Origin of the sequence: Atlantibacter sp. RC6 (assembly GCF_014193285.1) — a bacterium.
GTDB lineage: Bacteria > Pseudomonadota > Gammaproteobacteria > Enterobacterales > Enterobacteriaceae > Atlantibacter.
Map to the genome: position 1 here is coordinate 783,496 of NZ_JACHZE010000001.1, position 24,143 is coordinate 807,638.

Genomic DNA, 24,143 nt, shown 5'->3' on the forward strand with positions numbered 1-24,143 from the left:
CGTTGCATAAATAACGAGATATACGTCACATATCAAGCCTCACTGGCTCCGTAAACTACCGATCCAGTTATCAATATCAAGAGGCTTTGCCATGCATTCACGATTTCATACTGCCTTTGCCGGGCTTTCACAGCCTCTGCAAACCGCGCTTGCTCCCCTGCTGGAAGACGACCATTTTCCGGCGATGCTGACTGCCGGGCAATCGCAACAGATCCAACGCCAGTGCGGGCTTACCGAAGACGAGCTGGCGTTCGCATTGCTGCCGCTCGCGGCGGCGTATGCGCAAACCCCTATCTCCCATTTTAACGTCGGCGCTATCGCGCGCGGCATCAGCGGCAATTTATGGTTCGGCGCCAACATGGAATACCCTGGCATCGCGCTGCAACAAACTATTCACGCCGAACAAAGCGCCATTACCCATGCGTGGATGAGCGGTGAAACGGGCCTGCGGGCGATTACCGTGAACTACACGCCGTGCGGGCACTGCCGCCAGTTTATGAACGAACTCAACAGCGGCCTCGATTTGCATATCCATTTACCCGGCCGCGCCGCCGCCAGGCTGAAGGACTATCTGCCTGATGCCTTTGGCCCACGCGATCTGGATATTAAAACCACCATTTTCGATGCCGAAGACCACGGTTTCGCACTGCAAGGCGATGCGCTGAGCCAGCAGGCGATTAAAGCGGCCAACCGCAGCCACGCCCCTTACACCCAGTCACCGTGCGGCCTGGCGATGGAACTGCGCGATGGCACGATCCTGACCGGCAGCTACGCCGAAAACGCCGCGTTCAACCCGTCTCTGCCGCCGTTGCAGGCCGCGTTGAATCTGGTGATCCTCAAGGGTTATGGCTTTGCGGATATCCAGCGTGCCATCCTTGCTGAATTGCCAAATGGCAATATCAGCCAGTGGGCGCCGACGGTTGCTACCCTGAATGGCCTGGGTTGCCAGAACGTCGATCGGGTGTTGCTGGCCTGACACGTTGAACTGCACCGTGCGGAATGCTTAATTTTACTCCACCCGCACGGTGAGCGGTTGCGCTCGCCTGGCGGGTAAAGTAGCCTTGATGGCAATTTTCCTGTTCTGAGCCACCTGAATGTTGAAGCGCCTGTTGTACAGCCTGGTTTTGTTTATCGGCTTACTGCTGCTAGCGGCGTTGCTTCTCGATCGCTGGATAAGCTGGAAAACCTCCCCCTACGTCTATGACGAATTGCAGGACCTGCCCTACCGCCAGGTGGGCGTAGTGCTGGGCACCGCCAAGTATTACCGCACTGGCGTGATCAACCAGTATTACCGTTACCGCATTCAGGGCGCGATTAACGCTTACAACAGCGGCAAAGTAAATTATCTGCTGCTGAGCGGCGATAATGCGCTGCAAAGCTATAACGAGCCGATGACCATGCGTAAGGATTTGATCGCCGCTGGCGTCGATCCGGCGGACATCGTGCTGGATTATGCCGGGTTCCGCACGCTGGATTCCATCGTTCGCACCCGCAAGGTGTTTGATACCAACGACTTTATTATTATCACCCAGCGTTTCCACTGTGAGCGCGCGCTGTTTATCGCCCTGCATATGGGGATTCAGGCGCAGTGTTACGCGGTGCCTTCGCCGAAAGATATGCTGACGGTACGGGTCCGTGAGTTCGGTGCGCGGCTGGGCGCGCTTGCCGATCTGTATATTTTCAAACGCGAACCGCGCTTTTTAGGGCCGCTGGTGCCGATCCCGGCACTGCATGATGTACCGGACGATGCCCAGGGCTACCCGGCGGTAACGGCAGAGCAGCTGCTCGAACTGCAAAAAGCGAAATAACCGCATTTTGTTGGCCGCATTCTCTTCCTCCACTCTGAATTCTTCATTTCCGGCGTTCGCGGAAACTGTCCTCGTTTATACAGCGTCTACACTGACTTATGCGCAACGCGTGTCTCTCACGCCGTCAAAAGGGAATAACTATGCTTATGGGAAAAACATCGAAAATCCTTTTCGTGCTGATTCTGGCACTGGTCACGCTGGCACTGTGGAGCATCTTACGGCCCTGGTTCTCTTCACTACTGTGGGCCGCCATCCTCGCCGTTATTTTTTATAAAACCAAGATCTGGCTGAGCCGCGCCACGGGTGGCCGCAACGGTCTGGCGGCACTGCTGACGCTGCTGGTGATCTGCTTAATCGTTTTCACGCCGCTGGCGATTATCGCCTCTTCGCTGGCGCGGGAATTTAATACCGTCTACCAGAACCTGCAAACCGATAACGCCAATATCGCGCGGCTGTTTTACGAATATCTCGGCTATTTGCCGGACTGGGCGCGCGGCCTGCTGGCGGAATATCAGCTCGATAACCTCACCGACATCCGCAGCAAACTGTCCGAAGTCGCCATGAAAGGCAGCCAGTATGCCGCCGGCAGCGTATTGCTGATCAGTAAAAACACTTTCAGCCTGGCGGTAGGTTTCGGCGTGATGCTGTATCTGCTGTTCTTCTTCCTGAAAGACGGCGCACGGCTGGTAGAGCTGGCGTTTAAAGCGATCCCGCTGGAAAACAACATGAAATATCGCCTGTTCGCCCGCTTCGCCGCCGTGGCGCGCGCCACGGTGAAAGGCACCGTGGTGGTGGCCGTGGTTCAGGGCGCGCTGGGCGGCATCGCGTTTTACTTCGCGGGCATTGAAGCGAGCTTACTGTGGGGCGCGCTGATGGCGTTTCTGTCGCTGATCCCGGCGGTGGGTACGGCACTGGTATGGATCCCGGCGGCGATTTACCTGTTTGCCACCGGGATGATTATCAAAGGCTTATTGCTTACGCTGTGGTTTGTGGTGGTGGTAGGCCTGTCGGACAATATTTTGCGCCCGCTGCTGGTGGGTAAAGATATCCGCATGCCGGACTGGCTGATCCTGATCACCACCCTGGGCGGGCTGAGCATTTACGGCATCAACGGCTTTGTGATTGGCCCGATGGTCGCGGCGCTGTTTGTCACCTGCTGGAACTATTTCTATCAGGCCGACCAGGAGAAACGGCGTCTGAACGGGGACGAGTCGAAGGTCCCTGCGCAGCAGGAAGTGACACAGCCGAAGCGCTAATAAAAAAAGCCCCCGATAACGGGGGCTGGACGAAACAAGTCAATATTACTTCTTACGGGCGTATTTCAGGGAATCCAGGGCAACCGCGAAGATGATGATTGCGCCTTTGATAATGTACTGCCAGTACGGGTTCACGCCGATGTAGGTCAGGCCGTAGTTGATAACCGTAAAGATGATCACACCGGTTACCACGCCAATTACCGTACCCACGCCGCCGCTGAAGGACACGCCGCCCACTACGCACGCGGCAATCGCATCCAGTTCGTACATAAAGCCGAGGTTGTTAGTGGCGGAACCGATACGGCCCGCTTCCAGCATCCCGCCGAAGGCGTAGAACACGCCTGACAGCGCATAAATCATCAGCAGGTTCAGGGCCACGTTAACGCCGGAGACTTTCGCCGCTTCCGGGTTGCCGCCGATTGCGAAGATGTTTTTACCGAAGCGGGTTTTGTTCCACAGGATCCAGACGAAGGCCACCGCAATCAGCGCATAGAAGGTGATGTACGAGAGTCGGAAGCTGCCCAGCGCGATAAAGCCTTGGGTGAACGTCGAGAAGCCGCTGTCGAAACCGGAAATCGGCGATGCGCCCACGAAGTCGTAGTACAGGGAGTTGATGCCGTACACGATGATCATGGTGCCCAGGGTGGTGATAAACGGCGTCACGTTCAGATAAGCGATAACGATGCCGTTAATCAGGCCGATGATCGCGCCGATAGCGCACACAATCAGGATCACCACGAAAATCGGCATGGTGGCCATTTCCGGGAAGACTTTGTTGGCGTTTTCCATCGACTGCAACAGGGTGGCCGCCACAACCGCCGCCAGGCCCACCTGGCGACCGGCAGACAGGTCAGTACCCTGGGTGACGATAAGCCCCGCCACGCCCAGCGCGATGATAATACGCACCGAAGATTGGGTCAGGATGTTACTTAAGTTCAACAGGCTTAAGAATGTCGGGTCCTGGAAAATAATAATCGCCAGCAAAACTAAAAGGACGACGTAAATACCGCCTTCTTTCAGATAAGTGAGAAAACTTTTCTTATTTAACGCACTCATGAGGAGCCCCTGATATTAAAGGTGCAAAGACGCAAGACGCAAAATTTCATTCTGCGACGTCGTTTTGGTGTCAACAATTCCGGAAACGAGACCATTGCTCATCACCAGGATACGGTCGGTTATTCCTAACAGCTCTGGCATTTCGGAGGAGATAATAATGATCCCTTTGCCTTTTTTCGCCAGTTCAGCAATCAGCTGATAAATTTCAAACTTCGCGCCGACGTCAATACCGCGGGTGGGTTCATCAAGCATCAGTATTTCCGGCTGGGTTAACAGCCAGCGCCCGATAATCACCTTTTGCTGGTTACCACCGGAAAGCGAACCTATCTGGGTGCGATGGCCCGGCGTTTTTACGCGCATGGCATCAATAACCCACTGGGTATCACTTTTCATGCGGGAATTATCCAGCAGCCCGACTTTGTTTTTGTATTTGCGAATGTTGGAAATAAGCGAGTTAAAGCCGATATCCAGATAGGCATAAATACCCGTAGAGCGTCGCTCCTCGGTAACCAGGGCGAAACCATGGTTTATTGCCTCATTAGCGTTATGGTTATTAATTTGCTTACCGTGCAGCTTAATGGTCCCGGCGGATTTTTCGCGGATGCCGAATAAGGTTTCCACGATATCGGTACGCTTGGCGCCCACCAGCCCGGCAATACCTAAAATTTCGCCTTTGTGCAGATCGAAGCTGACATCGCGAATCGACGGCTGACGCAGAGACGTCAGGTTTTTCACTTCGAGGATCACTTCGCCCGGCACGTTTTCTTTATCCGGGAAGCGCTGGTTCAGGGAACGACCCACCATCATGGCGATGATCTTGTCCATATCCAGCCCTTCCAGCGGCTGGGTGGCGATCCACTGCCCATCACGAAGAATGGTAATTTCATCGCACAACTGAAAAATCTCTTCCATTTTATGGGAGATGTACACGATGCCGCAGCCGCGCTCTTTCAGTTTACGAATAATTTTGAACAGGTGATTCACCTCTTTTTCCGTCAAGGAAGAAGTGGGCTCATCCATAATCACGATTTTAGCGTCATAGGAAAACGCTTTGGCGATTTCGATCATCTGCATCTGCGATACAGAAAGCGTCCCTACGCGAGCGCGCGGATCGATATCAATATCCAGCTCATCGAAAATCGCTTTGGTATCGCGGTACATTTTATCCTGATCGACAAACACGCCTTTGGTCGGGTAGCGCCCCAACCACATGTTGTCCATCACGGAACGTTGTAATACCAGGTTTAATTCCTGGTGAACCATTGAGATGCCATTTTCCAGCGCTTCTTTGGTTGACTGGAAATCGATCTCTCTCCCCTGAAAAAGAATGCTGCCGGAATCTTTTTTATAGATCCCAAAAAGGCATTTTAATAATGTCGATTTACCCGCCCCGTTTTCACCCATTAATGCATGGATAGAATGTGGGCGTACTTTCAAATTAACATTATCCAGTGCCTTAACGCCCGGGAATGACTTGTCGATACCGCTCATTTCTAACAAGTATTCGCCTGAGGATTGCGTGTTCGTGCTGACCATAGTTATACCTGGTGGCGTTTATACCCGTCATACTTCACGTTGCAGATGCGTTGGCTGCGTTCGTTCACCCCAGTCACTTACTGATGTAAGCTCCCGGGGATTCACTCTCTTGCCGCCTTCCTGCAACGCGAATTATTTAGGGTCTAGTTGTCGGCGTGTAACGAGTTTAAAAAAGGGCGCAGCTTGCGCCCTTTAAATACGGCTTATTATTTGTTGGTGAACTCAGCCAGGTTTTCTTTATCAACCCCGACGTAAGGAACACGAACCACTTTGTTTTCAATTTTCCAGTTGGTACCGTCGGCGGCGCCTTTACCTGCTGCCAGGTTTTTCGCCAGATCAAAGGTGGCTTTCGCCTGGTTGTTGGCGTCGTTCAGCACAGTACCGGCCATGGCACCGGATTTAACCAGCGCCAGGGCTTCCGGCAGGGCGTCAACGCCGAACACCGGAATAGAAGATTTGTTGTGGGCTTTCAGCGCTTCAACCGCGCCCATTGCCATGGCGTCGTTGTTGGCGATAACCACTTCAATTTTGTTGGCGTTAGGACCAGACAGCCAGGCGTCCATCTTGTCTTTAGCCATTGCGGTGTCCCACATCGCGGTATCAAGCTGCAGCTGCTGGGTTTTCAGGCCCTTGTCGTTCAGCTCTTTGATCACGTAAGTGGTACGCGCTTCAGCATCCGGGTGGCCCGGCTCGCCTTTCAGCAGTACGAACTGGATCTGGCCGTCTTTGTTCAGATCCCACGCCGGGTTTGCCGCCCAGTGTTTAGCAATCAGGTCGCCCTGGATGATACCGGACTCTTTAGAGTCAGTACCGACGTAGAAAGCCTTGTCATAGCTGTCCAGCGCTTTACGGGACGGTTCTTTGTTGAAGAACACGATTGGAATGTTTTGGCCGCGCGCTTTTTCAATCACAGTACCCGCTGCAGCCGGGTCAACCAGGTTGATAGCCAGAGACTTCACGCCTTTCGCCAGCAGCACGTCGATTTGGTCGTTCTGTTTGGACTGGTCGTTCTGCGAGTCGTTCATCAGCAGTTGAACATCCGGAGAGGCGGAAGCTTCCTTCTCAATCGCCTTACGTACTACAGACATGAAGTTATCGTCATATTTATAGATGGTCACGCCGATACGATCGGCTGCCTGAGCAGCAGCGCCAAACAGCATGCACGACATCACAGCGGACAGGGTCAACACCTTCTTATTCATGGTATCTCCGGTATTTGCAGGGTAGTTCTTGTGAATAATGGACGGCAGGACAGCGTGGAGTTCACGTTACTGACTGCCTAAGTTCACTTATGAAAAATTTCTTCCGTGACAGGTAACGCTCCAGTACTGCGTGTTATTTGCGCTTTCGGGCTTGTCGTCTATGGTTATCGTTACATAGTGTTTCAGCCCCTAAACCGCTGACATCATAGTCAGCGGCTTGTTAAGATACTGTGAATTTACTCACAGATTGAAAGCGGTTACATCACTCTCATTTATAAACTAGTGATCGGAGCCACAATTTGCCGCCCGGTTACCGAATGACGGCGCACTAAAGTCGGCATAAAACAGTGATTTGCTGTGTTATCAAGCTGCCCCTGCGCCCCCTGTAACGCCAGCTCAGTGGCCAGCCGTGCCATGGAAACAATCGGGTAACGCACGGTAGTTAACTGCGGGTCGGTGTAACGGGCCATGGGGATATCGTCAAAACCGATCAGTGACAAATGCTGCGGCACCGCAATGCCGTTATCTTTCAAGGCCGTCAACGCCCCCGCCGCCATCCCGTCGTTATAAGCGAATACCGCCGTTAGCTGGAGATTGCGGCCCAGCAGCTCGACCATTGCCGCCTCGCCGCCCTGCATATCCGGCGAACCGGTGCCAACCCAGCTTTCCGGGGCGACAATCCCCTGCTCCGCCAGCGCGCGCTGCCAGCCCTCACGGCGGTGATCGTTATCTTCAATGGCGTGGCTTGAGGCCAGATACCCGATACGCTGATGACCGTTACTTTGCAGCATCCGCGTCGCCATCATCGCGCCGGTGATGTTGTCCAGCCCGACGCAGCGGTGCTCATAACCCGCGACAATGCGGTTAATCAGCACCATGCCGGGGATTTGATCCATAAACTGCGCCAGCTCGTGGTCAGAAAGCTCTTTCGCATGCACAATCAATGCGTTACAACGATGGCGAATCAGCACCTCAATAGCGTGGCGCTCTTTTTCCGCCTCATGGTAACTGTTGCCGATCAGCACATATTTTTGATGCTGCTGGGCCACGGTATCCACCGCTTTCACCAGCGCACCGAAGAAGGGGTCGGAGACGTCCATGACCACCACGCCGATAGTATCGCTGACCTGAGTCGCCAGCGCCTGGGCATTGGCGTTGGGGCGATATCCCAGTTGGTTAACGGCCTGCAGGACTGTCTCTCGCGTCTCTGGGCTTACCAGCGCGCTGTTGTTCAGGACCCGGGAAACGGTGGCGACGGAGACGCCCGCCTGACGTGCGACATCACGAATGGTGATCATAACCCTCATCCTGTTTATTTTGGCAGCAACTCACGAATACCCCCTGTGTTAAGCTCAGGATATTGTGTCAGCGCGTAAATGGATGCTGCGTGAAGCGCATCACACCGCTGAAAACGGTTACATACAAAATGTTAATGATTGTGATCTGGATCGTTATCTGTCTGTGCGGGAAAGGCTAACCCCTGATGCCCGTGCGGTTAATTGCCGCCACAGCCATTCCACCGGTCCCTGGCGGAAATAACGCAGCCACCAGATGGAGAACAGCAGGTTCACGGCCCATACCGCCGGGACGAAGGCCAGCAGTTGCAGTCGGTCAAATTTCATAAACAGACCGAAGCGGTTGAACAGCGTAGTGCAGATGAGGGTTTGCAGCAGATAGTTGCTGAGCGCCATCCGGCCAACGCAGACCACTGCGCCAGTGATGCGCCAGCGGGAAAGCTGCGGCCAGAAGCCGTAGATCAGGGCGGTATAGCCCAGCGCCTGAAACGGCGCACTCAGTTCGCGCGGGGCCTGTAACAGAAAACCGCACCAGCGGTAGGCCCAGTTGAGTTGCCATTGCAGGAGAATGGACGGCAGGTTAATCGCCACGCCAGTCAGGATCAGGATAACGCCAGTACGCCGGTAATGCCCCAGGCTAAACTGCCCTTTCAGCCAGCCGCTGCGCATCAGCGCCGCGCCGATCAGCATCAAGCCCGCCAGTTGCCAACCGTACTGCGCGCCTAAGGCCAGCAGCGTAGAAGAGAGCAAATCCGCCCGGTAGCGAATCGCAGTCATTCCCCCTTCAGTGCGCCAGAACTGCTCCAGCTGAAGGGCCGACTCGTCAGGTATCCAGGCGCGGTTAAGCTGGTCACCGGATATCAGGCCCAGCACGATCAATACCCCCAGCCCTACCAGGAACAGCATCAGGCCGGTATTGAATAATGACTTGACGCTGGGGGCGTCGCGGATTAGCCGCCAGCTAATCAGCCCCACCAGCCCGTAAGCCAGCAGAATGTCGCCATCCCACAACAGCAGGCCGTGGCAGAAGCCGAGTAAAACCAACAGCGTCAGGCGTGACTGGATCCAGCGTTTGCCGCGCGCCAGCAGCATTTGCAGACCTGCGCCAAATAGCAACGCAAATAAGGTCAGGAACTTCACCTGGGCAAACAGGTCGAGCAGCGCCCAGGTCCAGGCGTCGCGGGAGGTGATATCGCCGTACCAGGCGGGATTCAGATAGGCGGCTTTCGGCAGGCCGAAAGCCATAATATTCAATAGCAGGATGCCCAGGATGGCAACGCCACGAACCGCGTCAAGCGTGACATTTCGTTCCATGCATCCGGCCTTCTGTTAGCTGTGGTGACGCACCGCGCGCAAAAACTCCTGACGCGTATTCTGGCTGGATTTAAATAATCCGCCGAGCGAGGTGGTGGTGGTGGCGCTGGTGGCGTCGCGAATGCCGCGCGCTTTCACGCAGTAATGCACCGCATCAATAGACACCGCTACGTTGTTGGTGCCAAGCAGGGTTTGCAGGGCCACCAGGATCTGCTGGGTTAAACGCTCCTGCACCTGCGGGCGCTGAGCGAAGAACTGCACGATACGGTTAATTTTCGACAGGCCAATCACCGACTCTTTGGGAATATAGGCCACGGTGGCTTTGCCGTCGATGGTCACAAAGTGGTGTTCGCAGGTGCTGGTCAGGGTGATGTCGCGCACCGTGACCATTTCATCGACCTTCATCTTATTTTCAATGACGGTGATTTTCGGGAAATTAGCGTAATCCAGCCCGGAGAAAATCTCATCGACATACATTTTGGCGATGCGGTGCGGCGTTTCCATCAAACTGTCATCGCTCAGATCCAGATTGAGCAGTTGCATGATTTCGCTCATATGTTCGGAAATGAGGCGCTTGCGGGTTTCGTTATCCAGTTCGCGCAACGGCGGACGCAACGGCGTCTCCAGACCGCGGGCGACCAGCGCCTCATGAACCAGAGCGGCTTCTTTACTGAGTGATGACATTTATTTTTCTCCTGCAGGTGTGGCGTACCTTTGCCCTCCAGGGGCAAATTGCGCATTCATTGTGCGTGAGCCGGTGCACATAATCCAGTATTCAGCCGGATAATTATTGAAATTGGTCTGGCCTTTCACGCTCACGCTTCCAGACCAGCCCGGCGGCGATAAACAGCGCCACACCGGCAATCCACAGCGCCGGCTCCAGCCTGCCGGTAAAAAGGGTGGAGAGCGCCGAGGTGATCGGCCCGCCCAGTTGCCCGATGGCATAACCCGTGGTTAATAGCCCAGCCATATAGCGCATATGCTGGGGCGCAAGTTCCCGTCCATACAGCAGCGACAGTTGTACCGCGCATAAAAAACCGCCGCCGACCAGCAACGCGCCAACCACCAGCCCCGCCATTGCAGGCAATAACGCCGCGCCCAGTACCCCGACGCCCTGTAAAAACAGCACCACCGCCAGCCGCTGATTGCTGGTTCCCACGTGGCGCAGGGCGATGCTCAACGCAATGCCGCACACTGCGGCGAGGCCGAACACCGGCCAGACGAACTGCGCCATAAAGCTGCCGGGAAAGCGCGCCGCCGCCATTTGCGAGAGAAAGGTGGCGGGCAGGATGTAACCGAAACCGGCAAGGCTGTAGCTCCAGACCAGGCGCTTCAGGCCAGGTGTGAGCGCCAGCGGTTGCGGCTGGCTCTCCGGGCGGTGCAGTTGCCCTTTGCGCGGTAAATTAGGCGCGATAAGGCCAATCAGGATCAGCGCCAGCACGCCGTACACCAGCCATCCCTGCCAGGCGTGCAGATCAGCCGCCTGAATGGCGACGGCCAGCAACCCGCTGATGGCGATACCTGCGCCCGGCCCGGCGAAGACCGCCGCGCTTAACCCCGGTTTGCCAAAATTCGCCAACTGTTCGTTCGTCCATGCGGCGATCAGGACCATCGCCCAGCCGCTCATACAGCCAATCACAAAACGAATTATCGCATGGCTCCAGGCCTCCGGTGCCAGCGCAGAGAGGAGTGTCAGCCCGACCGCGCCCCAGACACCGAGATGCAACCGGCACTCCACGTGGCGGTGCGCGCGCATCGCGTCCCATGCTCCTGCCAGATAGCCAAGATAATTAATCGCCGCCACCAGCGCCGCGCTGGTCAGGGTGAGCTGCCCTTCGGCTATCATTAACGGTACCTGCGGCGTAAAGGCAAAACGGCCAATACCCATCGCCACAACCAAAACCAGAAACCCCGTTATCGCAATTCGCAGCGCCACGACCACTCCATTTGTTACAATCCGGTTATATTGATGATGCAGGATAGTACAATAAAGCTGAACTGAATTTTTTTCACCGCAAAATGAACAACCTGCGTATTCTGATAACTGAATAACCTGCGTACTCTTTCTCTACCTCAAGGAGCCATTATGGAGATGATTGAAGAACACCGCTGTTTTGAAGGCTGGCAACAGCGCTGGCGTCACCATTCAGAGGTGCTCAACTGCACCATGACCCTGAGCGTGTTTTTGCCGCCGCCGGTTTCCAGCAATCCGCCGCCGGTGCTGTACTGGCTCTCGGGCCTGACCTGCAATGATGAAAACTTCACCACCAAAGCCAACGCCCAGCGCATCGCGGCGGAACTGGGGATTGTGCTGGTGATGCCAGACACCAGCCCGCGCGGCGACGAGGTGGCAGATGCCGACGGCTACGATTTGGGCAAAGGCGCGGGCTTTTACCTGAACGCCACCCAGGGGCCGTGGGCGGCACATTACCGGATGTACGATTATCTGCGCGATGAACTCCCGGCACTGATTCAGTCGCATTTCAACGTCAGTGACCGTTGCGCTATCAGCGGGCACTCTATGGGCGGCCACGGGGCACTAATTATGGCGCTGAAAAATCCAGGTCGCTTTACCTCGGTTTCCGCGTTTGCGCCCATTGTGAACCCGGTGCGCGTACCCTGGGGCCAGAAAGCGTTCAGCGCTTATCTGGGTGAGGATCAAAGCCAGTGGGCTGCGTGGGACAGTTGCGCGCTGATGGCGCAGGCCAGCGCCGAACAGCAGATCCCGACCTTAGTGGATCAGGGCGATAATGATCAGTTCCTCGCGGATCAGCTCCAGCCAGCGCAGCTAGCGGAAGTGGCGCGCCAGACCGGTTGGCCGTTAACCCTGCGTATCCAGCCCGGCTACGATCACAGCTATTTCTTTATCGCCTCATTTATTGAGGATCATCTGCGTTTTCACGCTGACCATCTTTTTGCCGAGGCGTGACCAGCGTAATAATAAATAAACCCGCCAGGCGGGTTTATTTAGCTGATTCAACGTCGATATCATCCAGCGTGCATTCCCCGCGACACAGTGCATGAAATTTTCTGGCATCAAGTCCCGCCTGGCGAGCCATAGATTTCAGCAGATCACGCGAGAAAGGCGCGTGATGCTTATCGACAGTAACCACCCATTTATTTGAATCCGTTTTTCTGATCCACTGCTCATGGGATGAACCGGTTTTGGGTTTCAACACAAATCCCATTAAACCCAGACCGAAAATCACCTCTTTATAAGTTAATGGGGAGAGCTTCTTCCTGAAAAACCCCATTGCTTGCGACTCTATGTGACAGTTTCACAGGGTTCGCGAAACAATTTACCGGGACCCGTATTGGCGCTAAAAAAGTTTCTAACCCCAATTTTCAGGTATTTAAACCACATCGAGGCAGGTGCCTTACGTTTAAGCAGGTGTTCTGTAAAAGCAGGCTCAGCATACGCCTCGGACAGGTAATCTTTGATTTGTTCTTCCAGCTTAGCCATCGCATCCTGCATCGTGTCGCCCTGTGCCGCTAACGACAGATCCAGACAAGCGGCAACAAAAACCCCACCTTCCTGATATGCCATGCAGCGAAGCGTTTTCTTCATGATTCCTCCTTTAACCAAGCGTGTCTCCTCCGGTTAACCGAACTCTACGACATCCTTAATAAAGATAAATCACGGGATCTGTTTTTTTCGGGAAAGCTCGCAAACGTCGCCGAGGCGTAAATTAAAAAGGGTATCCCGCGGATACCCTTCTCTCTGCTCACTACCCTGTCAGAAGCGGTAATCCATCGCCACAAAGTAACGACGACCATCTTCGTTATAGCTGTAATCTTCGCGGCTGAGATCTTTATCGCCGAGATTCAGCACGCCGGTACGCAGCTTAACGTTCCTGGTGGCCTGCCAGGCCGCGCCCGCGTTCCAGATCACGTAGCCGCCGGTGGCGGTGGTGGCTGTCGTGGTGGCGCGTTGCTCGCCGGTATAGTTACCCGATACATAGAACGACCAGTCTTCCAGCGGCGTCCAGTCCAGGGTGCCGTTGGCGGTATGGAACGGCAGCGATGACAGCGGCTTATTGCCACCGCCGCTCAGATCGCGCCCGTCGTTATAGGTATAGTTCAGGGTCAGTTTCCACTGGTCGTTGAACGGCACTTTCAGCTCGGTTTCCACGCCGCGGATCCGCGCTTTGTTGACGTTGTAATAGCGGAAAATCGGTTCGCCGTCGCTATTGAACCCCACAAAGTTGCTGTAGCTCGGCGCCAGCGTACGGCTTTGGGTGCGGTCGATATTGATCATGTCGTCAATATCGTTCTGGAAAGTGGTAACGCTGGCGGTTACGCCTTCCAGCCACCCTTCTTCCCCGGCGTAGTACAGGCCGAGCTCATAGCTTTCGCTGGTTTCCGGCTTCAGATCCGGGCTGCCGACGATTTCGCACGCGCCGCGGCAGGAGCCGGTGGTCCAGTCCGGGCTCAGTTGCAGCAGCGAAGGCGCTTTAAACGCGGTAGACCAGCCGCCCTTCACTGTCAGGGTGTCGGTGGCGTTGTACACCAGATAGGCGCGCGGGCTCCAGTGGTCGCCGTAGGTTTCGTGATCGTCCATACGCAGACCGGCGGTCAGCGCCAGCGGGTCGATAATCCGCCATTCGTCTTCCAGGAACAGCGCGTACTGATTGGCAGAGGTTTCGCTGCTGTTGCCGCCCGTCAGGTTGACCGGATCTTTCAGTTTGTCATGGCGGTATTCGCCGCCGAAGGTCACCAGCTGGTTGATCGCGCCAATCGGCAGCACGTATTTACCGTCCAGCGTGTTGCTTTCAGAGGTAATGGTGCCGGTGCTGGCAGGATCTTTGTTATCGAGTTTTTCGCCGTAGAAGCGCAGCTCGCTGTTGCCCAAATCCCAGCGTCCGTTGTGGCCGATGGCGTAAGTTTCGCGCTCGAGACGGTCTTTGGCGAGGGAATCGGAGTCACGATCCTGGCGGTCGCGGCCATAAGAGAAGTCGATGTCATGATTCTCGTTCGGCGTCCAGTTAAACTCCACATTGGCGTCGCGGCTGGTGAAGCCTTCAATACGCGGCGTTTCGCCCGTGCTGGTGGGTTGCTGGTCGTCTTTTTCACGCTTCGACAGGCTGCCATACACTTTCACGCCCAGCACGTCGTCAATCAGCGGGCCGCTGGTGAAGAACTGGCCGTTGTAAGTGTCGCCGCGATCGCGGTGCTCCTGGATAGTGGTGTCTACGGTGACGGAGCCATGCCAGCTTTTGCCGACTTTACGGGTAATGATATTTACCACGCCGCCCAGCGCATCGGAACCGTACAGCGAGGACATCGGGCCGCGCACCACTTCGATACGCTCAATGGCGTCTACCGGGATCCAGTTCAGGTCGAAATCGTTATGACGGAACACCGCGTTACGCGAGTTCACCCGCTTGCCGTCAACCAGGATCAGCGTATAGCTGCTGCTCAGGCCGCGAATGCTGACGCCCTGGCGGTTATCGCCTTCATTGGTCAACTGTACGCCCGGCACTTCTTTCAGCACCTCTTTGAGGTTCTGAACCGGTTTACGCTGCAAATCTTGTTGGGTGATCACGCTAATACTGGCAGGCGCATCTTTGAGGTTTTGTTCGGTAGACGATGCGGTCACAACCATCGTGTCTTCCGGATTGTCAGCCGCCATAACGGGCAAGGCCAGAGTCAACGCGGATGCGCACAGTCCGCCCCTGACCAAAGGATTCAACCTAAACATTCCTTATCTCCATGAGGTGAAATACAACAAATTCATCTCATCGCTCACACCGCTGCGCCCCCGCATCGAGGCGGGTAGCTTTTTACGCGGCTAACCATAAATCAAACGAGAATGCTTATCAATTAAATTGTTAAAATTTGTTGTTAAATGGAAAAATTATGGAGAAAGGGTAAGCAGGTTAGACGGGAGAAAAAGAAAAAGGCGCGGGAGCCGCGCCTTTAAGGGATTATTTTTTAAAGCGATCCGGGAATTCCATCTCGCTGTACTTCACGAAGTGCGAGCCCTTCACCAGCTTGTAGCCGAACCAGATAACCAGGAACAGCGGGATCCCGATATAGGTCGCCGCTACGCCGCCCCAGTCGATGGTGTCTGACAGGAAGGCTTCATAGTTCTGGCCGAGGGTAATGATCAGACACAGCACGAAGGCGAAGATCGGCCCCAGCGGGAAGAACCCGGAGCGGTACGGCAGATCGTTGATATCGTGCCCCTGCATCACGTAACCGCGACGGAAGCGATAGTGGCTAATGGCGATACCCAGCCAGGCGATAAAGCCGGTCATCCCGGAGGTATTCAGCAGCCACAGGTACACGGTCTGGTTGCCGAACATTGAGGTCAGGAAACACAGGCCGGCAATCACGGTGGTGGCATACAGCGCGTTACGCGGTACGCCGCCACGGGACAGCTTCGCGAAAATACGCGGCGCTTTGCCGTCGCAGGCCAGGGTGTACAGCATACGGGTTGAGGCGTACATGCCGGAGTTGCCCGCCGACAACACCGCCGTCAGGATCACCGCGTTCATAATTGCCGCCGCAGAGAGCAGGCCCGCGTGTTCAAACACCAGAGTGAACGGGCTGACGCTGATGTCTTTGACATCGTTACGCAACAGGCTCGGATCGGTGTACGGAATAATCAGGCTGATGATAAGGATTGCAAACACATAGAACAGCAGAATACGCCAGAACACCTGACGCACCGCGCGCGGAATGTTTTTCTCCGGGTTCTCAGATTCGCCCGCTGCAATGCCGATAAGCTCGGTGCCCTGGAAGGAGAAACCGACGATCATCGCCACGCCGATCATCGCGGCAAATCCGCCCGCGAACGGCGCTTCACCTACGGTCCAGTTGCTCCAGCCCGCCGGTTGCGCGCCCTGGAAGATGCCGAGGATCATCAGGATGCCGACGATGATAAACACAATCACGGTGGTCACTTTGATCAGCGAGAACCAGTATTCGGTTTCACCGAAACCGCGCACCGAAATATAATTAATCAGGAACATGATGGCGAGGAACAGGGCGCTCCAGATCCAGCCGGGAGTATCCGGGAACCAGTACGTCATCACCAGCTGGGCGGCCACCAGGTCAACGGCGATGGTCACCGCCCAGTTGTACCAGTAGTTCCAGCCCAGCGCGAAGCCGAAGCCCTCTTCCACGTACTTCTGGCCATAAGTCGCAAAGGAACCGGAAACCGGCATATAGGCGGCCAGTTCGCCGAGGCTGGTCATCAGGAAATAGACCATCAGGCCGATCAGAATATAAGAAAGCAGCGCGCCGCCGGGGCCCGCCTGGGAAATGGTCGCGCCAGAGGCGACAAAAAGCCCGGTGCCGATTGAGCCGCCAATGGCGATCATGGTCAGATGTCTCGCCTTTAATTCACGGCGTAAGCCAGGCGCTTGTGTGGTTTTCGTTTCGCTAACCATATAAAAATAATGCCCATCCATAAAATGAGGCGCGATTGTAGCAGAGCGTTTCCGGTTATCGTGGCAGAAAATCGCGGTTATAAGAGACCTTCATGATCCGGGGAGGATTATAAGTAAAGCCGTCAGGCAGGGATCGGCAAGACGGCTGTTCGGCGCTACGGCCCGCAATAGCCAATAAAGCGCTGCAACGCCCGGGACAGGTGCTTTTGCCGGTGATGGATGCGGTACAGCGTGCGCACCGGGCGGGAGAGCGGCAGTTCCAGTTCCACCAGCGTCCCTGCCGCCAACTGTTCGGCAATCACCCGGCGCGACAGGCAGCTAATGCCCAGACCGTGGCGTACCGCGTGTTTAATGGCTTCGGAATTGCCCAGCTCCATCTCAAGGTGGAAACGCGGCAGATGGGACAGCAATAAATAGTCGACGATTTCCCGGGTGCCGGAACCGCGCTCACGCAGGATCCAGGGCGCGGCCGCCAGGTTTTCCAGGGTTACCGGGCCGTTGACCAGCGCATTATCCGGCGCGGCAAAGACCACCAGTTCGTCATCCAGCCAGGGCTCGGTGACGATTTCCGCCATATGGCACGGCCCTTCGATAAACCCGACGTCGGCGCGAAAATCGATAATCGCGTTCACCACGTCCTGGGTATTCCCCACGCTCAGCTCCAGCGGCAGATCGGGGAAATCGCGGCGATAACGGGCGATGATCTCCGGCAGAATGTAGTTGCCGATGGTGCTACTGGCGTAAACCCGGATTGCGCCGTTGTCATTGCGGAACAGCTGTTCGATCTCCCCTGCCTGTTCCAGCAGCGCCACCACCCGCGGATAGAGCAGCCGGCCATGCTCATTGACCACCAGCCGCTTACCGACGCGGTCAAAAAACTGTACGCCGAGCTGGCCTTCCAGATCGGTGAGCGCCGCGCTGACGGCGGATTGCGATAACGCCAGCATTTGCGAGGCCTGGGTTGTTGAACCGCTTTTCAGCACTTCAGCAAAGACTTCTAACTGACGCAATGTGATATGCATAATGGTTCCTTTTCGGCAGCAGTGCCTCTGCTTACCACTTATAAAGATTGATTATAAATATATAATCAATTTTATTTTTAAGCTACCGCGCCGTAATCTTTTCCCGGACAAAGGAGAAGGTTATGGCAGAAATTACCTTACAGACTCATCGCCACACAATATGGCATTTCATCCCCGGCCTGGCGCTGTGCGCAGGCCTCACCGGCTTCGCCCTGTGGGCAGGCTCGATTCCCGCCGTTGCAGGCGCAGGTTTTAGCGCCCTGACGTTGGCAATTCTCGCGGGTATGGTGGTCGGCAACACCCTGTATCCGAAGATCTGGCAGCAGTGCGACGGCGGCGTATTATTCGCCAAACAGCATTTGTTGCGCCTGGGCATTATTCTTTATGGCTTCCGCCTGACATTTTCGCAAATTGCTGAAGTGGGCGTCAGCGGCATCGCGATAGATATTCTGACCCTGAGCAGCACCTTCTTGCTGGCCTGCTTCCTGGGCCAGAAAATCTTTGGGCTGGATCGCCAGACCAGTTGGCTTATCGGCGCGGGCAGCAGCATTTGCGGCGCGGCGGCAATCCTGGCGACCGAGCCGGTGATCAAAGCCGAGCCCAGCAAAGTCACGGTGGCGGTGGCAACAGTGGTGATATTCGGCACCCTGGCGATTTTTATCTATCCACTGATGTACCCGCTGCTGGCACACTGGTTCAGCCCGGAAAACTACGGGATTTTTATCGGCTCGACGATGCATGAAGTGGCCCAGGTGGTGGCGGCCGGTCACGCCATCAGCCCGGACGCGGAAAACAGCGCGGTCATCGCCAAAATGTTGCGCGTGATGATGCTGGCGCCGTTTTTGATCTTCCTGGCGGCGCGCGTCAAACAGCTGGCCCCGGCGGGTAGCGCCAAAACCGGCAAAATCACTATTCCGTGGTTTGCGGTGCTGTTTATCCTGGTGGCGATTTTTAACTCCTTCCACCTGTTGCCGGATGCGCTGGTACAGGCGTTGATTACCCTGGATACGGTACTGCTGGCGATGGCGATGGCGGCGCTCGGGCTTACCACCCATGTCAGCGCCCTGAAAAAGGCCGGAGCCAAACCGCTGGTGATGGCGCTGATGCTGTTCGGCTGGCTGATTATCGGCGGCGGCGCGATTAATCTGGCGGTGCACCATCTGCTGTAACCGGCGCTTTCCACACCGCAGCGGCTGTGATAAAAAGCGTGCTTTGCAGGTAACGCAGGAGAAAAAGATGAAATACATAGGCGCGCATGTCAGCGCATCCGGCGGCGTGGAGCAGGCCGTGACCCGCGCGGTAGAGATTGGCGCGAACGCTTTCGCCCTGTTTACCAAGAACCAGCGCCAGTGGCGCGCGGCACCGCTAAGCGGCGAAACCATCGATAATTTCAAGGCCGCCTGCGAACAGCACAATTTCAAGCCGGGGCAGATCCTGCCGCACGACAGTTACCTGATCAACCTCGGCCACCCGGTGGATGAGGCGCTGGAAAAGTCCCGCGACGCCTTTATCGACGAGATGGCGCGCTGCCAGCAGTTGGGTTTATCTCTGCTGAATTTCCATCCGGGTAGCCATCTCAAGCAAATTAGCGAAGAGGCCTGCCTGGCGCGCATCGCCGAATCTATCAATATCGCGCTGGCGAAAACCGAGGGCGTGACGGCGGTGATTGAGAATACCGCCGGACAGGGCAGCAACCTGGGGTTCCGCTTCGAGCATCTGGCGGCGATTATTGACGGCGTGGAAGATAAAACGCGCGTCGGGGTGTGCATTGATACCTGTCACGCCTTTGCGGCGGGCTACGATTTGCGTAGCGAAGCGGATTGCGAAAACACCTTTGCTGAATTCGAGCGCATCGTCGGGTTTAAGTACCTGCGCGGCATGCACCTGAACGACGCCAAAAGCGCCTTTGCCAGCCGGGTGGACCGCCATAACAGCCTCGGCGAAGGCAATATCGGCCACACGCCGTTTAGCTGGCTGATGCGCGATGCGCGCTTCGACGGTATCCCGCTGATCCTGGAAACCATTAACCCGGATATCTGGGCGCAAGAGATCGCCTGGCTGCGGGCGCAGCAGCACGAAGCCGTGGCTGTCTGAGCCGCTATCAAACGCAAAAAGGGCAGGTTCTCACCTGCCCTTTTCTCTTTCTCACTGCGCCGCTTACGCGGTTTTGGTGTTCAGCTCGGCTTCCGGACGTTTCAGGAAGGCATACGCCAGACCTGCCAACAGCGTACCGGCAACAATCGCCAGCAGATAACCCAGAACCGGGGTGATCGCACCCGGGATCAGCAGTACGAACAGGCCGCCGTGCGGCGCCATCAGTTTCGCGCCGATCGCCATGGAGATGGCCCCCGTCACCGCGCCGCCGACGATACAGCAAGGCAGAACGCGCATCGGGTCGCGGGCCGCGAACGGAATCGCCCCTTCAGAGATAAAGCACAGGCCGAGAACCAGCGCCGCTTTACCGCCTTCCTGCTGACCCTTGTCGAATTTACGACGGGCAACCATGGTCGCCAGCCCCATCGCCAGCGGCGGCACCATACCGGCTGCCATAATCGCCGCCATCGGCGCATAGGTTTGGGTACTCAGCAGACCGACGCCGAACGCATAAGCCGCTTTGTTCACCGGCCCGCCCATATCGGTACACATCATACCGCCGAGGATTGCGCCCAGCAAAACCGCGTTAGCCGTTCCCATGGTTTGCAGCCAGTGGGTCAGGCCCGCCAGGATGCCCGCAACCGGTTTGCCGATCAGGTAGATCATCGCCAGGCCAACCACCAGGCTGGAGAGCAGCGGAATAATCAGGATCGGCTTCAGCGCCTCCATGCTCGGCGGCAGCTTCAGCTTCGTGCTGATGGCTTTCGCCACGTAGCCCGCCAGGAAACCCGCCAGAATACCGCCGATGAAACCGGAACCGGTGCTCACCGCCAGCATGCCGCCAATCAGGCCCGGCGTCAGGCCCGGACGATCCGCGATGGAAAATGCAATGTAACCTGCCAGTACCGGCACCATCAGCGCAAACGCTGAACCGCCGCCGATCTGCATCAGCGCCGCTGCCAGGGTATCCGGGGTTTTAAAGGCTTCGATACCGAACGCGAAGGAGAGCGCGATACACAAGCCGCCCGCCACAACCATCGGCAGCATATAAGAGACGCCGGTCAGCAGGTGACGATACGCGCCTGCGCTCTGTTTTTTGCCTTCCTGAGAAGAAGCCGAAGCCGCCTGTTGGGCTTCATACGGTTTGGCTTCTGCCACCGCTTTGTCCAGCTCCTGGGCGGTTTTCTTCAGCGCCAGACCGGTAGAAGTGCGGTACATCGGTAACCCGGCGAATTTCGCCAGATCCACTTCGATATCCGCCGCCACAATCACCAGATCCGCCTGGGCGATCTCTTCCGGCGTGATGGCGTTGCCCGCGCCCACAGAGCCGCGAGTTTCAACCTTCACCCACCAGCCGCGTTTTTTGGCTTCGGTTTCAATGGCTTCAGCCGCCATAAAGGTGTGCGCCACGCCGGTCGGGCAGGCGGTGACGGCAACGATGCGTTTCGGGCCTTTCGCCAGGCTGGCCTGGGCTGGCGCTGCCGCCGCCACCGGCGCGCTGTACGGCGCGGCTTTGCCTTTGGCTTCGCTCAGGAACAGTTCCGGATGCAGCACGGCGCGATCGATATCGCCCAGATACACCTTTTTACCGTTCAGCGCGGTGTCAGCAGGGATTGCGTTGCCGACCACAATAGCCAGTTCCGCGTCGTTCGGGTTATCGATAATTTCCAGGTGCGCTTTGCGAGCCGCCGTGCCAAGCAGGGTTTTCGCCATGTATGCACGGGCCTGCCCGAGGCTGGGATCAATTATCAGCAGCGTTTTCATTATGTCTCTCCTGCTGTCAGTTAAAGGGTTGGAGGTCGACGCGCGCCATCATTGCGGCCAACTGGGGTCTGTCGGTGATACCGACGTTGCTCTGGCTTACGGCCAGCGCCGCCACGGCGGTTGCCAGACGTAATGTGTGTTCGCTGGATTCACGCATCAGCAGCCCGTAAATCAGGCCGCCCACCATGGAATCCCCGGCGCCTACCGTGCTGACGACTTCGCAAGACGGCGGTTTGGCGATCCATTCGCCGGAGGCGTTAACCCACAGCGCCCCTTCCGCACCCAGAGAAATCACCACGTGGGCGATACCCTGCTCGCGCAGCGCGTGAGCGGCGTCGATCACATCTTTCATTTCCGGCAGCTTTTTACCGGCCCAGATTTCCAGCTCGCGACGGTTGGGTTTGACCAGCCACGGCGACGCCTTGAGGCCAGCCACCAGCGCTTCGCGGCTGCTGTCGAAAATAATGCACGGGCACTGGCTGCGCAGTTTGGTCATCCAGTCGGTGAACGCTTCCGGGCTGACGCCGGACGGCAAACTGCCGCTGACGCAAACCATATCGAACTGGCCCAGCCAGCTCAGGGAATCATTCACAAAACGCTCCCAGTCGGCAGGGGTCACTTCAAAGCCCGAGAAGTTGAAATCGGTGACTTCGCCGTCTTTCTCGGTGAGTTTGACGTTGATACGGGTGCGACCCTGAACCACCTGGAAACGGTTGGCGATGCCCAGCTCGCTGAACAGTTGCTGAAAGCCGTCCTGGTTGTCTTTACCCAGGAACCCGCCCACGGTGACGTCGATACCTAAATCTTTGAGCACTTTGGCGACGTTAATCCCTTTACCCGCCGCATGCAGGCCGGTAGTACGTACCAGGTTTACTTCGCCGCGCTCGATGTCTGCGCAGTAGCCGACCAGGTCATAGGCCGGGTTGAGGGTAATGGTGGCGACACGTCTGCTCATGCTGCGCCCTCCCCAAGACCGGCGGCGATGGCGTCGCCAATCGCTTTCAGCGCCTGTTCAGCATCTTCGCCCTGGGCGGTGAAGCGCAGACGGTGGCCCTGCTTCACGCCCAGCGCTACCACTTTCATCAGGCTGCGGCCGTTTGCCGGTTTGCCGCTACCGTCGAGGTTGGTAACGGTAATCTCGCTGTTAAATTGTTTAACGGTGTTCACCAGAACGGTGCCAGGACGGGCATGCAGACCGTGCTCGTTACGTACCACGAACTCCGCGCTCAGCACGTCGTCCAGCGGCGCGTCGTCGCTGGTCAGCAGCGCCAGCAGGGTTGCGCCATCGGCTTTCACCAGACGGTCGGCTTTCTGGTTGATAATCAAATCGCTTACACGCTTCAGCACATTAACCGGCTGGCTGTCCGCCATAGCGACGGTCAACAGCATCGCCACGCTCTGCCCGTCGAACTCAAACGGCGTCGCGCTGCGGCTGACGGCGATGGCGCTCGTCAGGTTGCCTTCCGCGCTGTCGTTCAACCAGATGCCGTGGCCGAGATTGAGTGGGGTATCGTTGATAACATTGCTGACAAAGCGGCTGTCTACCGCGCCAACCGCTTTCAGGCGGCCCGCGTTCAGCGCCTGGAGCGTGGTCAAATCAGCGGCGACGACGTCGAGTTGCACGGTATCGTTATCCAGTTTCAATGAGGCCTGCTGTTTTTCACCCATCAGCAGAGCACGCAACTCTTCCGCGCTGGAGGCATTTTTCAGCTGTTCAGCCACGTCGTCATCGCTCAGCACGTGGGTAAGCTGACGCAGTAAACCCAGGTGCTCATCGGAGCTGGCGGCGATGCCGATGGCGACATACGCGGTCTGCCCTTCGCCCCACGCAATCCCCTGCGGGAACTGAAACACTTTGACGCCGGTTTTCAGCACCTGATCGCGCGTATCCGTGGTGCCGTGAGGAATGGCGATACCATTGCCTAAATAGGTGGACGTTTGCAGTTCACGGGCCAACATACCGTTGACGTAGCCGTCAGCCACGTTGCCGGCCTGCGCCAGCGCGGCCGCAACCTGGCGGATCGCCTCGTCTTTGCTCCCGGCGCTGGCGCCAGGGTGTATATCTTGCACAGATAACTGGAACATAACTCTCCTCGCTCGCTGAAATTGAATCGTTTCAGCCATCATGAGAAAAAATGCGCCCTCTCAATGTGGCAAGCCAATAAGACGACGCTGAAACGTTTCGCGAGTGTGGAGGCATCCGGGAAAACTGGCAAGAATTGTTGTTAACCGGATGTCAGATTTTTGAGTTTCCGCACATTTCAGCGCCTGAAAACTGAACTTAGCTGAAATTATTCTGGTAAGTTCAGCAGAACTTCAGCACGGTTTCAGCAGTGAAACTGCGGTTCAAAAAAGCAAGGAATTGACCTGACACCCTGTTTATTTGCTGCCGCTGAGCG

The 24,143-nt window shown here is 56.5% G+C and carries 21 protein-coding genes; 6 read left to right on the plus strand and 15 right to left on the minus strand.

The window, feature by feature from the left end:
* Window positions 1-91 precede the first annotated feature (91 nt).
* The 3 genes from cdd to FHW74_RS03805 all read left to right on the plus strand — a co-directional run bounded on the left by cdd (window position 92) and on the right by FHW74_RS03805 (window position 3,064).
* Complete coding sequence (gene cdd, locus FHW74_RS03795; RefSeq protein WP_183169215.1) at window positions 92-976, plus strand: cytidine deaminase; 885 nt, start codon at window positions 92-94, stop codon at window positions 974-976.
* 118 nt (window positions 977-1,094) lie between these two features.
* A complete protein-coding gene (gene sanA, locus FHW74_RS03800) occupies window positions 1,095-1,808 on the plus strand; it encodes an outer membrane permeability protein SanA (protein WP_183169216.1) in 714 nt (237 codons plus the stop codon).
* A gap of 140 nt (window positions 1,809-1,948) precedes the next feature.
* Window positions 1,949-3,064 carry an AI-2E family transporter gene (locus FHW74_RS03805; RefSeq protein WP_183169217.1) on the plus strand — a complete coding sequence of 372 codons (1,116 nt, stop codon included), beginning with the start codon at window positions 1,949-1,951 and terminating at the stop codon, window positions 3,062-3,064.
* A gap of 45 nt (window positions 3,065-3,109) precedes the next feature.
* Here the strand turns inward: FHW74_RS03805 and mglC are convergent, their stop codons facing one another.
* The 7 genes from mglC to FHW74_RS03840 form a co-directional block, all read right to left on the minus strand.
* Window positions 3,110-4,120, minus strand: a complete 1,011-nt coding sequence (mglC, locus tag FHW74_RS03810; protein ID WP_161660403.1) for a galactose/methyl galactoside ABC transporter permease MglC — start codon at window positions 4,118-4,120, stop codon at window positions 3,110-3,112.
* A gap of 15 nt (window positions 4,121-4,135) precedes the next feature.
* On the minus strand, window positions 4,136-5,656 hold the full coding sequence (mglA, locus tag FHW74_RS03815; RefSeq protein WP_183169218.1) for a galactose/methyl galactoside ABC transporter ATP-binding protein MglA: 1,521 nt from the start codon (window positions 5,654-5,656) through the stop codon (window positions 4,136-4,138).
* A gap of 206 nt (window positions 5,657-5,862) precedes the next feature.
* Complete coding sequence (gene mglB / locus FHW74_RS03820) at window positions 5,863-6,858, minus strand: galactose/glucose ABC transporter substrate-binding protein MglB (RefSeq protein ID WP_183169219.1); 996 nt, start codon at window positions 6,856-6,858, stop codon at window positions 5,863-5,865.
* A 272-nt stretch (window positions 6,859-7,130) separates the two neighbouring features.
* Window positions 7,131-8,156, minus strand: coding sequence for an HTH-type transcriptional regulator GalS (gene galS, locus FHW74_RS03825; protein ID WP_183169220.1), 1,026 nt, complete (start codon window positions 8,154-8,156; stop codon window positions 7,131-7,133).
* Window positions 8,157-8,309: 153 nt separating this feature from the next.
* A complete protein-coding gene (yeiB, locus tag FHW74_RS03830; protein ID WP_183169221.1) occupies window positions 8,310-9,467 on the minus strand; it encodes a DUF418 domain-containing protein YeiB in 1,158 nt (385 codons plus the stop codon).
* 15 nt (window positions 9,468-9,482) lie between these two features.
* Window positions 9,483-10,151, minus strand: a complete 669-nt coding sequence (gene folE / locus FHW74_RS03835; protein WP_125291632.1) for a GTP cyclohydrolase I FolE — start codon at window positions 10,149-10,151, stop codon at window positions 9,483-9,485.
* Window positions 10,152-10,254: 103 nt separating this feature from the next.
* Window positions 10,255-11,403 (minus strand): YbfB/YjiJ family MFS transporter, encoded by a 1,149-nt coding sequence (locus FHW74_RS03840; protein ID WP_183169222.1) that lies wholly within the window; start codon window positions 11,401-11,403, stop codon window positions 10,255-10,257.
* Window positions 11,404-11,553: 150 nt separating this feature from the next.
* On the opposite strand from FHW74_RS03840, the gene fghA reads away from it, so the two are divergent.
* Window positions 11,554-12,396: an S-formylglutathione hydrolase gene (gene fghA, locus FHW74_RS03845; protein WP_183169223.1), complete on the plus strand. Its 843-nt coding sequence runs from the start codon at window positions 11,554-11,556 to the stop codon at window positions 12,394-12,396.
* A gap of 34 nt (window positions 12,397-12,430) precedes the next feature.
* Here fghA and FHW74_RS03850 read toward each other — a convergent pair whose 3' ends face one another.
* The 5 genes from FHW74_RS03850 to yieE form a co-directional block, all read right to left on the minus strand.
* On the minus strand, window positions 12,431-12,721 hold the full coding sequence (locus tag FHW74_RS03850; protein WP_183169224.1) for a type II toxin-antitoxin system HicA family toxin: 291 nt from the start codon (window positions 12,719-12,721) through the stop codon (window positions 12,431-12,433).
* 11 nt (window positions 12,722-12,732) lie between these two features.
* Complete coding sequence (locus FHW74_RS03855; RefSeq protein ID WP_183169225.1) at window positions 12,733-13,035, minus strand: DUF1902 domain-containing protein; 303 nt, start codon at window positions 13,033-13,035, stop codon at window positions 12,733-12,735.
* 168 nt (window positions 13,036-13,203) lie between these two features.
* Entirely contained in the window at window positions 13,204-15,168 is a 1,965-nt protein-coding gene (gene cirA / locus FHW74_RS03860) for a catecholate siderophore receptor CirA (RefSeq protein WP_183169226.1), read from the minus strand.
* A gap of 226 nt (window positions 15,169-15,394) precedes the next feature.
* Complete coding sequence (lysP, locus tag FHW74_RS03865) at window positions 15,395-16,864, minus strand: lysine-specific permease (protein ID WP_183169227.1); 1,470 nt, start codon at window positions 16,862-16,864, stop codon at window positions 15,395-15,397.
* 155 nt (window positions 16,865-17,019) lie between these two features.
* Window positions 17,020-17,886: a DNA-binding transcriptional regulator YeiE gene (yieE, locus tag FHW74_RS03870; RefSeq protein WP_183169228.1), complete on the minus strand. Its 867-nt coding sequence runs from the start codon at window positions 17,884-17,886 to the stop codon at window positions 17,020-17,022.
* A gap of 122 nt (window positions 17,887-18,008) precedes the next feature.
* Here yieE and FHW74_RS03875 point away from each other — a divergent pair, with 122 nt between their 5' ends.
* Window positions 18,009-19,055: a YeiH family protein gene (locus tag FHW74_RS03875; protein ID WP_183169229.1), complete on the plus strand. Its 1,047-nt coding sequence runs from the start codon at window positions 18,009-18,011 to the stop codon at window positions 19,053-19,055.
* A 67-nt stretch (window positions 19,056-19,122) separates the two neighbouring features.
* Complete coding sequence (gene nfo, locus FHW74_RS03880) at window positions 19,123-19,980, plus strand: deoxyribonuclease IV (RefSeq protein WP_183169230.1); 858 nt, start codon at window positions 19,123-19,125, stop codon at window positions 19,978-19,980.
* Between the two features lie 63 nt (window positions 19,981-20,043).
* Here the strand turns inward: nfo and fruA are convergent, their stop codons facing one another.
* The 3 genes from fruA to fruB are packed head-to-tail and all read right to left on the minus strand — an operon-like array spanning window position 20,044 to window position 23,829.
* Window positions 20,044-21,744 carry a PTS fructose transporter subunit IIBC gene (gene fruA, locus FHW74_RS03885; RefSeq protein WP_183169231.1) on the minus strand — a complete coding sequence of 567 codons (1,701 nt, stop codon included), beginning with the start codon at window positions 21,742-21,744 and terminating at the stop codon, window positions 20,044-20,046.
* Window positions 21,745-21,760: 16 nt separating this feature from the next.
* A complete protein-coding gene (gene fruK, locus FHW74_RS03890; RefSeq protein WP_183169232.1) occupies window positions 21,761-22,699 on the minus strand; it encodes a 1-phosphofructokinase in 939 nt (312 codons plus the stop codon).
* Complete coding sequence (gene fruB, locus FHW74_RS03895; protein ID WP_183169233.1) at window positions 22,696-23,829, minus strand: fused PTS fructose transporter subunit IIA/HPr protein; 1,134 nt, start codon at window positions 23,827-23,829, stop codon at window positions 22,696-22,698. Before fruB ends, fruK begins: the two co-directional genes overlap by 4 nt.
* Window positions 23,830-24,143 lie beyond the last annotated feature (314 nt).

What these genes read in the sequence shown, in the direction of transcription:
- folE (WP_125291632.1), bottom strand. Translation starts at nt 10,151, where the DNA reads ATGTCATCACTCAGTAAAGAAGCCGCTCTGGTTCATGAGGCGCTGGTC.
- lysP (WP_183169227.1), bottom strand. Translation starts at nt 16,864, where the DNA reads ATGGTTAGCGAAACGAAAACCACACAAGCGCCTGGCTTACGCCGTGAA.
- mglA (WP_183169218.1), bottom strand. Translation starts at nt 5,656, where the DNA reads ATGGTCAGCACGAACACGCAATCCTCAGGCGAATACTTGTTAGAAATG.
- fruA (WP_183169231.1), bottom strand. Translation starts at nt 21,744, where the DNA reads ATGAAAACGCTGCTGATAATTGATCCCAGCCTCGGGCAGGCCCGTGCA.
- FHW74_RS03875 (WP_183169229.1), top strand. Translation starts at nt 18,009, where the DNA reads ATGGCAGAAATTACCTTACAGACTCATCGCCACACAATATGGCATTTC.
- yieE (WP_183169228.1), bottom strand. Translation starts at nt 17,886, where the DNA reads ATGCATATCACATTGCGTCAGTTAGAAGTCTTTGCTGAAGTGCTGAAA.
- fruK (WP_183169232.1), bottom strand. Translation starts at nt 22,699, where the DNA reads ATGAGCAGACGTGTCGCCACCATTACCCTCAACCCGGCCTATGACCTG.
- fruB (WP_183169233.1), bottom strand. Translation starts at nt 23,829, where the DNA reads ATGTTCCAGTTATCTGTGCAAGATATACACCCTGGCGCCAGCGCCGGG.
- sanA (WP_183169216.1), top strand. Translation starts at nt 1,095, where the DNA reads ATGTTGAAGCGCCTGTTGTACAGCCTGGTTTTGTTTATCGGCTTACTG.
- FHW74_RS03855 (WP_183169225.1), bottom strand. Translation starts at nt 13,035, where the DNA reads ATGAAGAAAACGCTTCGCTGCATGGCATATCAGGAAGGTGGGGTTTTT.
- yeiB (WP_183169221.1), bottom strand. Translation starts at nt 9,467, where the DNA reads ATGGAACGAAATGTCACGCTTGACGCGGTTCGTGGCGTTGCCATCCTG.
- galS (WP_183169220.1), bottom strand. Translation starts at nt 8,156, where the DNA reads ATGATCACCATTCGTGATGTCGCACGTCAGGCGGGCGTCTCCGTCGCC.
- mglB (WP_183169219.1), bottom strand. Translation starts at nt 6,858, where the DNA reads ATGAATAAGAAGGTGTTGACCCTGTCCGCTGTGATGTCGTGCATGCTG.
- FHW74_RS03805 (WP_183169217.1), top strand. Translation starts at nt 1,949, where the DNA reads ATGCTTATGGGAAAAACATCGAAAATCCTTTTCGTGCTGATTCTGGCA.
- FHW74_RS03850 (WP_183169224.1), bottom strand. Translation starts at nt 12,721, where the DNA reads ATGGGGTTTTTCAGGAAGAAGCTCTCCCCATTAACTTATAAAGAGGTG.
- fghA (WP_183169223.1), top strand. Translation starts at nt 11,554, where the DNA reads ATGGAGATGATTGAAGAACACCGCTGTTTTGAAGGCTGGCAACAGCGC.
- nfo (WP_183169230.1), top strand. Translation starts at nt 19,123, where the DNA reads ATGAAATACATAGGCGCGCATGTCAGCGCATCCGGCGGCGTGGAGCAG.
- cirA (WP_183169226.1), bottom strand. Translation starts at nt 15,168, where the DNA reads ATGTTTAGGTTGAATCCTTTGGTCAGGGGCGGACTGTGCGCATCCGCG.
- mglC (WP_161660403.1), bottom strand. Translation starts at nt 4,120, where the DNA reads ATGAGTGCGTTAAATAAGAAAAGTTTTCTCACTTATCTGAAAGAAGGC.
- cdd (WP_183169215.1), top strand. Translation starts at nt 92, where the DNA reads ATGCATTCACGATTTCATACTGCCTTTGCCGGGCTTTCACAGCCTCTG.